A 12,442-nucleotide genomic window follows, 5' to 3' on the forward strand; every position below is an offset into this window, starting at 1 on the left:
CACCTCCACGGTGCGGCCCGGCACGGTGGAGGTGCCGGTCACGGCGCCGGAGCCGGCACGGTGGAGGTGCCGGATCGGCACCCTTCGCCCGCACCGGGTGCAGCGCCCGGGCCGCGCGCCGGTCCGCCGCGCCTCGGCCGCACCGGGGTCCGGCCGGGCGCAGGCGCCTGCGGACCGCGGCAGCAGGCGGCCGGGTCGGCTGCCGAGGAGCCGGACCTCGCGGCCACCGGCGCCCGGTCGAGGGAGTGGTCGTCTGGCAGGTCCCTGCCACTATCCGGGTGCAGGACGCAACCGGGGCCGGTCGCCCCGGGACCGGTTGCAGCGGGCTGCCCCGGTCGGTGGGGACGGCGGCGCCGGTCCGGGTGTGCAGGACCCGGGCGTCGTGGTCGCCGTCGGCCCGGTTGTAGGGGAGCACGGCGGTGCCGACGGCGGCGGGCACCGGGTTCGGTGCGGGGTGCCGGCGGTGAAGCCGCCCGGTTCCTGGCGCCCACCCCCGATTGCGCCACCCGGCCCTCCCGGCATGACAATGGGACGTATGCCCGTCCCACCGGTTCGCACCAGACCCGATCGCACCCCCTCCCCCGGTGGGAGCCACCCCCTACCTCTCAAGGGGGACAGCCGGTGAAGAATCCACTTCCGGAGGATGAGCGGACGGCTACGGGACGTCTGGCAGACTTCTCGTCCATGGGGGAACCGACCGAGATCCAGCAGAACGGCGGCCGCATGCCCGACGGAGCCACTCGCGCGGCCCCTTCCCGAACCGCCGCCCTGCGCACCCGTGTGCGTGATCAGCGCCGTTCCCCGGCGCGGCCGCGGATCTGGTTCGAGCTGGTGCTGATCGGCCTCAGCTACTGGATCTACTCGTTGGTGCGCAACGCCGTCCCCGAGCAGGAGTCGGTGGCGCAGAAGCACGCCGGCTGGATCTGGGATCTTGAGAAGTCCCTCGGCATCGCCGTCGAGCGCTCGGTCAACCACGCCGCCGACGGCATCGGCTGGCTGATCACCGGCATGAACTACTACTACGCGACACTGCACTTCGTCGTGACCATCGGCGTGCTGGTCTGGCTCTACCGCCGGCACCCGGGCCGCTACGGTGCGGTGCGCACGGTGCTGTTCGTCACCACCGCGATCGCGCTGGTCGGCTTCTACTTCTTCCCGCTGGCACCGCCCCGGCTGATGACCGACGGCGGCTTCATCGACACCGTGAAGACGCACGGCACCTGGGGCTCGATGGCCTCCGGCCCGGCCACCCATGTCTCCAACCAGTTCGCCGCGATGCCCTCGATGCACATCGGCTGGTCGACGTGGTGCGGTCTGACCATCTTCTTCCTGGCCCGCCGGACCTGGGTCCGGGTGCTCGGCCTGCTCTACCCGGTGGCCACCCTGGTGGTGATCGTCGCGACCGCCAACCACTTCTGGATGGATGCCGTCGGCGGCCTGCTCTGCCTGCTGGTGGGCTACCTCGCCGCCCGCTGGCTGTACCACTCCTGGGTCTACTCGCTCCCGCAGGTGCCCGTCGGGGAGGAGCAGCCGGCCGAGCCGGTCACCGTCCCGGAGCAGTGGAGCGAACCCGCGGTGACCAGCGCCCGGCGGTAGCGCCGGCACGGACGGACAGAGGGGCCCCGGACACCACCGGGGCCCCTCTTCCGTCCCGCCCCGGCACGCCCCGTCCCGCCCCGTGTCACCCGTAGAACAGCCGCTCCACCACCGACCGGGCCCGCCGGGTGGCACGCCGGTAGTCGTCCACCAGCTCGCCGGTGTGCCCGGCCCCGTACCCCAGGTAGCGGGCCACCCCCGCCAGCTCCCGGGCGTCCGCCGGGAAGGAGTCCCCCGGCCGGCCGCGCACCAGCATCACCGCCGAGCGCACCCGGGAGGCCAGCACCCAGGCCGCGTCCAGCACCTCCGCGTCCTCCGCGCCGACCAGCCCGGCCCCGGCCGCCGCCGCCAGCGCCGCCCTGGTCCGGGTGGTGCGCAGCCCCGGCAGCCCGTGCCCGTGCTGGAGCTGGAGCAGCTGGACGGTCCACTCGACGTCCGCCAGCCCGCCCCGGCCGATCTTGGTGTGGGTGGTCGGGTCGGCGCCGCGCGGCAGCCGCTCCGCCTCGATCCTGGCCTTGATCCGGCGGATCTCCAGCAGGTCCCGCTCCGGCACCCCGGTGCCCGGGTAGCGCAGCGGGTCGACCAGCAGCCGGAACCGCTCCCCCAGCTCGGGGTCGCCCGCCACCGGCTCGGCCCGCAGCAGCGCCTGGCTCTCCCAGGCGTGCGACCAGCGCCGGTAGTACGCCGCGTACGAGGCCAGCGAGCGCACCAGCGGGCCGTTGCGCCCCTCGGGCCGCAGGTCGGCGTCCACCTCCAGCGGCGGCTCGGTGGACGGCGCGGCCAGCAGGGCTCGCAGTTCCAGGCAGACCGCCTGGGCGGCCCGGGCGGCGTCCTCCTCCAGCGAGCCGAGCAGCGGCTCGTGGACGAAGAGCACGTCCGCGTCTGAGCCGTAGCCCAGCTCGTGCCCGCCGAAGCGGCCCATCGCGATCACCGCGATCCGGGTCGGCAGCGCGCCGTTGCGGGCCTCCCAGCCGGCCACGCAGGCCCGCAGCGCGCCCTGGAGGGTGGCGGCGTTCAGCGCGGTGAGCGCCTCGCCGGCCGTCTCCAGGGCCTGCGCCGGGTCCTCGCCGAACCGGCCGAGCACATCGGCGGCGGAGGTGCGGAACAGCTCGCGCCGGCGCACCGCCCGGACGGCGGCCACCGCGGCGGCGGTGGAGTCGGCCCGGCCGACGGCGGCCAGCACCTCCCGCTCCACGGCGGCTCGCCCGCGCGGCACCAGCCCCTGCGGATCGCCCAGCACGGCGACCGCCTCGGGCGCGCGCAGCAGCAGGTCCGGGGCCAGCCGGCCCGCCGACAGCACCCGCGCCAGCTGTTCGGCGGCGGCGCTCTCGTCGCGCAGCAGCCGCAGGTACCAGGGGGTGCGGCCGAGCGCGTCGGAGACCTGGCGGAAGTTGAGCAGCCCGGCGTCCGGGTCGGCGGAGTCGGCGAACCAGCCGAGCAGCACCGGCAGCAGGGTGCGCTGGATGGCCGCCTTTCGGCTGACCCCGGAGGCGAGCGCGGTGAGGTGGCGCAGCGCGGCGGCCGGGTCGGCGTAGCCGAGCGCCTCCAGCCGGGCCCGGGCCGCCTCCGGGCGCAGGCCGGCCGCGCCGGGCGGCAGTTCGGCGACGGCGTCCAGCAGCGGGCGGTAGAACAGCTTCTCGTGCAGCCGCCGCACCTCGACCGCGTGCCGCTTCCACTCCCGCTGGAGCGCGGAGACCGGGTCGGCCCGGGTGTCGTCGTTGATCAGCGGGGCGAGCGAGCGGGCGAGCCGGCGCAGGTCCTCCTCGCCGGTGGGCATCAGATGGGTGCGGCGCAGCCGGTGCAGCTGGATGCGGTGCTCCAGCGAGCGCAGGAAGCGGTAGGCGGTGTCCAGCGAGGCGGCGTCGGCGCGGCCCACGTAGCCGCCGCGGGAGAGCGCGGCCAGCGCCTCCAGGGTGTTGCCGCTGCGCAGCGCCTCGTCGGTGCGGCCGTGCACCAGCTGGAGCAGCTGGACGGAGAACTCGACGTCGCGCAGGCCGCCGGGGCCGAGCTTGAGCTGGCGGTCCAGCTCGGTGACGGGGATCGAGTCGATCACCCGGCGGCGCATCTGCTGCACGTCGGTGACGAAGTTCTCCCGGGCGGCGGCCTGCCAGACCAGCGGCGCCAGGGCGGCGGTGTACGCCTCGCCGAGCTCCTGGTCGCCGGCCACCGGGCGGGCCTTGAGCAGCGCTTGGAACTCCCAGGTCTTGGCCCAGCGCTGGTAGTACGCGAGGTGGCTGGCCAGGGTGCGGACCAGCGGGCCGTTGCGGCCCTCGGGGCGCAGATTGGCGTCGACCGGCCAGATGGTGCCCTCGCCGGTGGTGTCGGCGCACAGCCGGGTGAGCGCGGCGGCCAGCCGGGTGGCGGCCTGGAGCGCCCGCTGCTCGTCGACGCCCTCGCGCGGCTCGGCGACGTAGATGACGTCGACGTCGGAGACGTAGTTGAGTTCGCGCCCGCCGCACTTGCCCATGCCGATGACGGCGAGCCGACAGGCCTCGGCGGCGTCCGGGTCCTCGGCGGCGGCCAGGTCGAGGGCGGTCTGCAGGGTGGCGCCGGCCAGGTCGGCGAGTTCGGCGGCGGTCTGGGCGAGGTCGGTGGTGCCGGTGAGGTCGCGGGCGGCGATGCCCAGCAGGCAGCGGCGGTAGGCGACGCGCAGCGCGTCGGCCGGGCGCCCGGCGGGGTCGGCGACGGCGGGGGCGACGGCCTCGGCGAGCGCGCGGCGGAAGTCCTCCGGGCCGGGGTGCATGTCGCGCAGCTCGAAGGTGACCAGGACGTGCCAGTCGTGCGGGTGCCGGGCGAGGTGGTCGGCGAGCGCGGTGGAGACGCCGAGCACGCCGAGCAGCCGGTCGCGCAGCGGCTTGGAGGTGGTCAGGGTGTCCCGCAGGGTCCGCCGGTCGGCCGGGTCGGCGGCCTCCAGCAGCCGGGACAGGCCGAGCAGCGCGAGGTCGGGGTCGGCGGTGGCGGCGAGCGCGTCGAGCAGCAGCGGGTCCGCGCCGAGGCCGTCCAGGGCCGGTTCGGCGAGCAGCCGCAGCGCCCGCGCCGGATCGGTGAAGCCGCGCCGCACCAGCCTGATCTCCGGCCGGCTGACCCGGCTGCCGGCCCGCTGTTCCTCCACCGTCATCGCCTCTCCGTCCGTCCGCCCCAGCAGGCTACGCGCCCGGGCGCCGCGCCACCCGCGAACCGGGCTGGACGACCCCGGACGCGGCGACGGGCGGCGCGCCGCTTCGCGCACCGCCCGTCGTCCACCACCCGCTCCGGTCACGCGGAACGGCGGCGACCGATCCGCATGGCCGCCGCACCCGCCGCGACGAACGCCGCCGAGAGGCCGAGCAGGACCGGCGTCGACCCGCTGCCGGTCTCGGCCAGCTCCTCGTGGTGCCGGCCGTTCTCCTTGCCGTGGTGGCCGCCGTTCTCCTCGTGGCCGCCACCCTGGTGGCCCTGGTGGCCCTGGCCGCCGCCCTGGTGACCCTGGTGCCCTCCGTGGCCCGGCCGGTACGACCCGTGCTCACCCGCACCGAACTTGGCCTTGTTCACGTTGGAGAGGTTGTTCGACTGCCAGGACGACTGGTTGTTGTGCGCCGCGTTCGAGTTCGAGTTCGAGTTCGAGGCGCTGTTCGAGGCGTTGTTGGACGCCGAGTTCTGCGCCGAGTTCTGCGACGTGTTGTTCGAGTTGCTGGTGGCGCTGTTGTTGGCGCTGTTGTTGAGGTCGTTGTGGATGTGGTTCTGCACGATGACCGTCACGTTGACGTGCTGGTCCTGGGCCTGCTGGCCGTTCTGGGACTGGCCCTGACCCTGGGACTGGCCCTGCCCCTGCAACTGGCCCTGGGCCTGCTCCTGGCTCTCGGACTGGCTCTGCTCGCCGCCGCTCCCACCGGCCCCGCCGTTGCCACCGTTGCCGCCGTTCCCGCCGTTCCCGCCGCCACCGCCGTGGCCCTCGTGCCCGCCGTGGCCCCCGTGGTCACCGTGGGGGCAGGGGCAGACGGTGGCCTCCTCGTGGCAGGGTTCGCCGGTGGGGGCCGGGTACGCGTCCGACTCGTCGGAGGCCTCGGGCGTCAGCGGCCGGGGGGTCGGCCGGTCGCGCCAGGCCTCCTCCCCGGCCGGCTCGACCGCCGCGTCCGCCCCGCCCGTGGCCGCCGCCACGCCCTGCTCGACGGCGGCCGCCCCGGGAAGGCCGTCCGACCAGTAGGAGTGGCGGACCGTCAGCTCGTTCGGCAGCCCGTCGCGGCTGTCGAACGACCAGGCGTGGACGGCGTTGCCGCTGTCCTCCGCAGCCACACGGAGGAGCCCGTCGACCCACTCACCCTGGGCCTCCGCCGATCCGGCGGCCGCACGGTGGTCGTCGGCGGAGGGCGAGGCGTAGGCGGCGGAAGCGGCCCCCCACACGAGGGCGGCCGAGGTCAGTCCGGACAGGGCCAGGGTGGTGATTCGAGTACGCATGACACTCCAGGGTGATCCGCAAAACGGATCTTCTGCATACGCCCACTCGCGCCCCCGCAACGGCTCGCACCGCTGCAGAGTAGCCACACTGGCCTAACGGATTACCATGCGCGGGGGACACCGCCCGCCCTGCCCGAAACGATTGACAGGCCGTCAGAGAACCTGAAGATTCTTCCGCAGCTCGAACGGCGTGACCTCGGAGCGGTACTCCTCCCACTCCTGCTTCTTGTTGCGCAGGAACTGATGCCACCCCCGAAGAGGATCACTCAGCCTCTGATCACCGCCCACGGAGCTGTCACTGACGAGTGCCATTGGCCACCGCCGGCCAGCCCCGAGCGGCCCACAGGCGGCCCAGCCTCACCCCTGCTTTGTATGAGCAGCGCCCACCTGCTCACCCTGACCTGCACCGCTCCCGGCCTGTCCGTTCGCCAGCTACCACCCGCCGGCGCCCCCAACTGACCGCCACGTACCGCCCGATCTGGCACGGCAATGGCATGGGGCTACTGCGTACGGCAGACGGCCTCTTCAACCTGAAGTAACCTGGCCTTCCACCCGACGCATGGGAGGCGATCTGCCGACCTTACAGAAGCCCCGAGCGTCCACAGTTGTACGCGGGACACGGGATCGCTGTAGCACAGTCAGCACTCAGCTCTAGCCAAGGCTGAGCGGCCTCATGCGGGCCGCAGCAGCGGACAGGCGGAGAAGGCTGACTGATCGTCCATAGCCGCATTGGGCATGGGCACGCCCACCAACCAGATGGCCACACCTTCAAAGCAGGCACGAGCAAGCCCAGACTGCACGATTGCAATCAACTGCTTGATCTTTCGCATTGCAGGGGTCGAACGCCCCACTCCCTCGCTAGGATCTGAGCATGACGGAGTCCAGGGAACCCCAGTATGACGTGGCCCTGTCTTTCGCCGCCGAGGACCGTGCTTACGTTCAGTCAGTCGCCCAGATACTGAGAGACAGTCGGATCAGGGTCTTCTATGACGAATATGAGCAGGTAGCCCTTTGGGGGAAAGACCTATATACACACCTGGATGATATCTACCGCACAAAGTCCAGATATTGCGTTCTTTTCATTTCTCAACATTACGCAAAAAAAGTCTGGACAAATCACGAGCGCCGCAGCGCCCAGGCCCGCGCAATTCGCGAGAACGTAGAATACATCCTCCCAGCACGATTCGACGACACAGCCATGGATGGACTCCCGGACACAATTGCATATCTTGACATTTCTGACATGTCGCCTAAGAAGTTTGCCAAGCTGGTGAAAGAAAAGGTGGGGCCACGCTACTCAAGTCCAGGATTTCCCACCAAAATTGACAGGCTTTGGTCAGCAATGGGCGCCAAGGGGGCCGATAAATCTGAGAAAAGGCGAATTCACCGCATTGCATACTCCTTCTATAATGCCTTGAGTTATATGGCGCCAGACGAGAGGAGAGTCGTTGCCGGGGTTTTCGCATTCGGATGCGACGCTGAACTCCCAAAGGGCGTTCACATCTCCCTGGATCTCATCTCCCGAATGCTCGGAATGGAAAAGGAGTCGATATTCCAGCACTTGGCCAAAATTCGAACCCTCGACATTAAGGCGGAAGTGCGAGAAAGCCAGATAGCTATCAAGCATGGAGAACTGGCACCGGACGACAAAGATATCATGCTTAGCTATTGGTGCAGGTCGTCTCCATGGGATGACGACTCAACCGAGATAGCGATGAGGTCGGTACACTGCGCAGCCGACCACTTCTGCACAAACCATGGTGTAAGCGTTGTCGTCAACCTCGATTTCAGTCGATTGTCCAAGAGTGCCATCGGCCTTTCAGCAAGAGACGAATCACCCACCCAATAAGAGCTTGCTCTAAATTTGACCCTCGAAGGGGAATACTTTGGCCCGCAGGACATTCTTTAGCTTCCACTACGAGCGCGACATATGGCGCTCATCAATCGTTCGGAACAGCGCCCGCCTGAAGCCGAGTATTGAGGCAGAATTCATCGACGCATCACTCTGGGAGGATGCAAAGCTGGTGGGAGATGCTGCACTTCGCAGGCTGATGGACGACGGCCTCATGAGAACCAGCGTCACCGCAGTACTGATAGGGGCTGAAACCGCCAGTCGGCGGTGGGTGCGATACGAGATCGACAAGAGCATCGAGAGGGGGAACGGCCTGTTTGGAATTTACATCCACAACATCAAAGACCGCTTCGGCAACACGGATCGGCCCGGCCTTAACCCCCTTCCAGCCTCTTGCAAGACCTACGATTGGGTCTACAATGACGGATACAACAACCTCGGATCCTGGGTGGAATCCGCTTTCCAAGAAAGCGGGAGAATCTGACTGCCCATTCTGCCTCATCGCGCTAGGCAGCAGCCCGGCACGGATTGTCTATGAGGATCCCGAAAATCTTTCCTTCTTTCCCCTAAGCCCCGCCGCCTTGGGCCACACGCTAGTGATCCCAAGGAGGCATTTCCGGGATCTTCTAGAAGTCGAACCCGCCGCTATGACCTCCTTGATGAATGCCGTCCTGCGTACTGCAAATGCAATTAAAAAGCAATTGCGCCCCGATGGCATTAATTTCATCAACTCATCTGGGGCGGCAGCCACTCAGACAGTATCGCATGTGCATTTTCATATCGTTCCACGCTGGGACAATGACAGCTTTGGTGCAATCTGGCCAGAGCGCGCGGCGTTCGAGCCGAAGCGACTCGACGAATTGGCGCTGAAGATTCGATCAGTATCGAATGAACTTCCATGCAGAAAAAGCTAGCGACAGGATTGACAGCACGAGGTAAAAATTCACGAGCGTGTTAGAGAAGAGGACTTTGTACCAGTTGACTCTGGCCTTGTAGGGCCTAGCATCCATGCTGAATGGGTCAATTGAAGAGTTCGGCTTCCGCACGTCATCATAGAGCATTCTATACATTCGCTCCTGGCGGAGAAAGTAGGCATCGAGAATCCAAAAACCAACAAGTGGGACTACTCCGGCCGCGGCAAGCTTCCAACTCTTGCTGTTTGCAGAGAATCCAAGGAAGGCGCCTGCAAGCGTGAGCGCCCAGCCTTTGATAAGGAATGACCCATTGCCGAGCCTGGTCACAACCGCTTGAATAAACTCTAGGTGCTTGATCGACTGATCTGACAGGACATGCCGTGTCTCTGCAGACATTTCCCCTCCTTGCCCTTAGTCGTGTGCCAATGCTGATAGTAGGCCACTCTAACTCGCGGGGGAGCGGTTTTGGCCGGTGTCCTGCCTGGTCTGGGGTCGAGCATGATCAGGGGGCCGTAAGCTGGTGCGAATCGGTCAGGGCTTTTGGGGCTGACCGCAATTCGGCCGAGTGGCCCCCAGTCTTGTTCGACGCGGGTCCCAGTCCGGAGAGGTGGGTAAAACCGCGTAGCCGCCCGCCCCAGCCACCGCAGGTTCTGACCTCAGCCGCCTTGCGCGGCCGGCCGCCGCCGGAGCGGGGCGAAGACAGGAGCGGCGGCGAGCGGCTGAGCCGCGCGCTGGCGCGCCGCGCGCGCCCTTGAACCGGCAGGGAGACGAAACCGGCTGTGGGCTCTAACCACAGCTTGGGCAGCTGCCATCCGTGGCTCCCATCCTGGCCGCTGGCAGGTGACCCCTGCGATCGTTCATCCTGGCTAGGTATCTGCCTAGAGAAGGGAGCGGCTCGTGCCCGAGCGGAGCCCGCGCGGTACCTACCTGCGGATCGCCGACGCGATCGAGACCGAGATCAGCGGGAACTCCACAGTGACGTCGCTTCCTTCCGAAGCCCAGCTGATGGAGACCCACGGCGTTGGCCGGACCACGGTTCGTCGCGCCCTGGACTCCCTTGCAGGGAAGGGCCTCATTACGTCGCGTCCCGGAGCCGGGTGGGTAGTTGTTGGCGCCGAGCGCAAGCCGCCGGTGCTCGACCAGCTCACCGCTCTGGTGCGGACACTCGATGTCGGAGCCGACTTCCCCTCAGAGAAGGAGCTCACCGAGACGACCGGGGCCGCGAGGGGCACCGTTCGACGGGCCCTCGCTCAGTTGGAGGGCGCCGGCGTTCTCGAAGTGCGCCATGGGAAGGGCCGACGCGTCCGGGCCCTTCCCGCCGATCACTCCTGACCACGATCACCGAGGAGCAGATACAACTGTGTGGGCCTACGAGCTTGCCGAGTCCCTTCTGTCCACCGATCTTCCCCGCCGTTGGTCCCATTCGAAGGGGGTGGCCAGCAAGGCACGCACCCTCGCCGACATCCTCGGCCCGGATGCCGAGCTGCTGGAGGCCGCCGCCGTCCTGCACGACGTCGGCTACTCGCCGCGGATCGTTGACACCGGCTTCCACCCGCTCGACGGCGCGCGATTCCTGCGCGCGGAGAGCGTCGACGAGCGCGTGGTGCGGCTGGTCGCCCACCACTCGTGCGCGCTGCTCGAAGCGGAGGAGCGCGGCCTGCGGCGGGAGCTGGAGGAGGAGTTCCCGCTGGAGGAGCCTCACCTGGTGGACGCCCTGATCTACTGCGACATGACGACGACGCCGGACGGCACGCCGACGACGACGCCCGACCGGATCGCGGAGATCGTGGGCCGGTACGGGCCCGACAGCATCGTCGGCCGGTTCATCCGGCGGGCCGAGCCGGAGATCGACGCGGCCGCACGCCGGATCGACAGCCGGCTGATTCAGGCCCGCGCCACGGCCTAACCGATGTACGGCTGCACCCGGGTGGCGTCCAGGCCGTGCGTGATCCGGAGCCGCATGGACGGATGAATGTCCAGGTCGTCGAGGTCCGCCGGGTCCACCCAGCGGACCTCTCTCGACTCCGAACTCGTCCGCAGCGCGCCGCCGACAGGCCGGGCCTTAAAGCAGATGGAGAACTGCTGCCGGACCTCCCCGTCGTCGTACGCGATAACGTGCGCCGGGTCCGTGTACAGGCCCACGACGGAGTCGACCTCGACGTCGATTCCTGTCTCCTCGCGCACCTCGCGGACCACCGTGTCCGCGACGGATTCCCCGATGTCGTGGCCGCCACCGGGGAGCGCCCAGAGGTTGTTGTCGGTCTTGTGGATCAGCAGCAGTCGCCCCGCGTCGTTCGTCACCACTGCGGTGACTGACGGCACAACGGAGTTCGCCGGCGGCGCGGCCGGGTCATTGAAGTAGTCGATCCGGCTCATGCGACGGCCTCACTTTCGAGCTGGGGCGAGGTGATGATCCGGGAGCCCTCCCAGATGCGTTCGATGCTCGCCGCGTACGTACTGAACAGCTCTCCGCCGGGCACCTGCGATAGGTGCAGGACCGGGGCAAGGTAGGCGCCGACTCCGTAGACGTGCCCGTTGACGAGCAGGTCGTCATCGGCGCGATAGAGCGAGTTGTAGAGCGTCGTCGAGTGGAGCCTGAACTCGACCCCGGGAAGCCCGAACAGCGGCGCGTAGTTGGCCAGCGCGTTCCGGATCTTGCCTGCCATGGCAAGCCCGATCCCCTCGTCTTCACCCCGCTGGGCCACTCCTGGACTGTCGGGATCGCCCAACATGAGCCGCACAGGCACGCCGGCTTGGGCCTTCTCCCGGATGAGCCTGAAGAACAGCGGATCCTCGGAGAGCCAGAAGCCTGCGTAGACCACCAGGTCGAAGTGCCGCGTGGCCTTCGCGTAGAGCGAGGTCCACAGCTCCTTCGGGACGACGGCCCGGTGGGGGTAGAGCTTCACCAACTCCGCCCGGCCGGCCTCGGCCGTCGCGCTGCTGGTCTGCTCGTCCGGCCACAGGTCCGATAGGTCCCGCTGCAGCAGGTTCGCGAGCGCGTACTGGAAGCGCCGATAGGGCCGACGCCCATCTTTGGCCTCCACCCACCGCTCCACCGTCCGCGGGCTCGTTCCTAGCCGTTCGGCGATCTGGTCAATCGTCAACTTGGAGGCGAGGATCGCCCCTCGCAGCCTCTCGTTGGCCATCGCGCCCTCCCCTGGACGACGTTGCGGCACTTGGACGATCTGGGACGACTCGACCGTAGCGAAGTCGGAACGTAGCCGTCCAGACGCGCCGTGTTCCGACAGGGCCGAAGCGCCGAATCTAGTGATGCGCGGTCGGGAATCGCTGGCCGAACCAAGCGAAGGACTTGACGCAGCGTCGGCTTATCGCCATCGTAAGAGACATGTTCAACATGTCTCGCATGACGAGGCTGGCGAACTGACAGCCCTTCTTTGGGCTGCCCTGAGCTGCACAAACGTACGATCGACAACTCCACAGCGTGATCCACCACCGCAGTCCGCCCGTGACCACACCGGTCGGGGTGAGTGGAGACCAGTCGGCGGAGAAGGGGCGCACGCCCTGACACCTCGGCCCGCTCTTAAGACGGCGGGCCGTACATGGGACACGCAGCCGACTCAAAAGACCGACGCGGCCGACCTTTTCGCCGGCGACGACCTCCGGGAGCGATCTCCCCGGAGCGAGC

At 68.5% G+C, this 12,442-nt stretch carries 12 protein-coding genes and 1 pseudogene; 6 read left to right on the forward strand and 7 right to left on the reverse strand.

Going from position 1 to position 12,442, the window contains the following annotated elements; all coding sequences use genetic code 11:
- The first annotated feature begins 684 nt into the window (after positions 1-684).
- Entirely contained in the window at positions 685-1,596 is a 912-nt protein-coding gene (locus tag ACFU74_RS10200; RefSeq protein ID WP_380754650.1) for a phosphatase PAP2 family protein, read from the forward strand.
- A gap of 85 nt (positions 1,597-1,681) precedes the next feature.
- Here ACFU74_RS10200 and ACFU74_RS10205 read toward each other — a convergent pair whose 3' ends face one another.
- The 4 genes and pseudogenes from ACFU74_RS10205 to ACFU74_RS10220 all read right to left on the reverse strand — a co-directional run bounded on the left by ACFU74_RS10205 (position 1,682) and on the right by ACFU74_RS10220 (position 6,860).
- Positions 1,682-4,714 carry a bifunctional [glutamine synthetase] adenylyltransferase/[glutamine synthetase]-adenylyl-L-tyrosine phosphorylase gene (locus ACFU74_RS10205; protein ID WP_380754652.1) on the reverse strand — a complete coding sequence of 1,011 codons (3,033 nt, stop codon included), beginning with the start codon at positions 4,712-4,714 and terminating at the stop codon, positions 1,682-1,684.
- Positions 4,715-4,851: 137 nt separating this feature from the next.
- On the reverse strand, positions 4,852-6,030 hold the full coding sequence (locus tag ACFU74_RS10210) for a hypothetical protein (protein WP_380754655.1): 1,179 nt from the start codon (positions 6,028-6,030) through the stop codon (positions 4,852-4,854).
- Between the two features lie 153 nt (positions 6,031-6,183).
- Positions 6,184-6,270: pseudogene (locus tag ACFU74_RS10215) on the reverse strand (glutamine synthetase); the annotation flags it as partial.
- Positions 6,271-6,701: 431 nt separating this feature from the next.
- Positions 6,702-6,860: a hypothetical protein gene (locus tag ACFU74_RS10220; protein WP_380754657.1), complete on the reverse strand. Its 159-nt coding sequence runs from the start codon at positions 6,858-6,860 to the stop codon at positions 6,702-6,704.
- Positions 6,861-6,901: 41 nt separating this feature from the next.
- Between ACFU74_RS10220 and ACFU74_RS10225 the strand changes: the two genes are divergently transcribed.
- Genes ACFU74_RS10225 through ACFU74_RS10235 form a run of 3 tightly spaced genes read left to right on the forward strand, consistent with a single transcriptional unit; the run spans position 6,902 to position 8,796 of the window.
- Positions 6,902-7,879, forward strand: coding sequence for a toll/interleukin-1 receptor domain-containing protein (locus ACFU74_RS10225; RefSeq protein WP_380754660.1), 978 nt, complete (start codon positions 6,902-6,904; stop codon positions 7,877-7,879).
- Positions 7,880-7,916: 37 nt separating this feature from the next.
- Positions 7,917-8,366 (forward strand): TIR domain-containing protein, encoded by a 450-nt coding sequence (locus ACFU74_RS10230; protein WP_380754663.1) that lies wholly within the window; start codon positions 7,917-7,919, stop codon positions 8,364-8,366.
- Positions 8,302-8,796 (forward strand): HIT family protein, encoded by a 495-nt coding sequence (locus tag ACFU74_RS10235; RefSeq protein WP_380754666.1) that lies wholly within the window; start codon positions 8,302-8,304, stop codon positions 8,794-8,796. Before ACFU74_RS10230 ends, ACFU74_RS10235 begins: the two co-directional genes overlap by 65 nt.
- Here the strand turns inward: ACFU74_RS10235 and ACFU74_RS10240 are convergent.
- The gene (locus ACFU74_RS10240) at positions 8,761-9,192 is read right to left on the reverse strand and encodes a hypothetical protein (protein WP_380754669.1); all 432 of its coding nucleotides are present in this window, start codon (positions 9,190-9,192) and stop codon (positions 8,761-8,763) included. The two genes, ACFU74_RS10235 and ACFU74_RS10240, sit on opposite strands and share 36 nt — an antisense overlap.
- 501 nt (positions 9,193-9,693) lie before the next feature.
- Here ACFU74_RS10240 and ACFU74_RS10245 point away from each other — a divergent pair.
- On the forward strand, positions 9,694-10,128 hold the full coding sequence (locus tag ACFU74_RS10245; protein ID WP_380754672.1) for a GntR family transcriptional regulator: 435 nt from the start codon (positions 9,694-9,696) through the stop codon (positions 10,126-10,128).
- Positions 10,118-10,702, forward strand: coding sequence for an HD domain-containing protein (locus tag ACFU74_RS10250; protein WP_380754780.1), 585 nt, complete (start codon positions 10,118-10,120; stop codon positions 10,700-10,702). Before ACFU74_RS10245 ends, ACFU74_RS10250 begins: the two co-directional genes overlap by 11 nt.
- On the opposite strand, the gene ACFU74_RS10255 is transcribed toward ACFU74_RS10250, so the two are convergent.
- Together ACFU74_RS10255 and ACFU74_RS10260 are read right to left on the reverse strand one after the other, a co-directional pair.
- Positions 10,699-11,172: an NUDIX domain-containing protein gene (locus ACFU74_RS10255; RefSeq protein ID WP_380754675.1), complete on the reverse strand. Its 474-nt coding sequence runs from the start codon at positions 11,170-11,172 to the stop codon at positions 10,699-10,701. The genes ACFU74_RS10250 and ACFU74_RS10255 overlap by 4 nt on opposite strands.
- Entirely contained in the window at positions 11,169-11,942 is a 774-nt protein-coding gene (locus ACFU74_RS10260) for a helix-turn-helix domain-containing protein (protein WP_380754678.1), read from the reverse strand. Before ACFU74_RS10260 ends, ACFU74_RS10255 begins: the two co-directional genes overlap by 4 nt.
- Positions 11,943-12,442 lie beyond the last annotated feature (500 nt).

It is taken from the genome of Kitasatospora sp. NPDC057500, from assembly GCF_042802195.1.
Lineage (GTDB): Bacteria > Actinomycetota > Actinomycetes > Streptomycetales > Streptomycetaceae > Kitasatospora.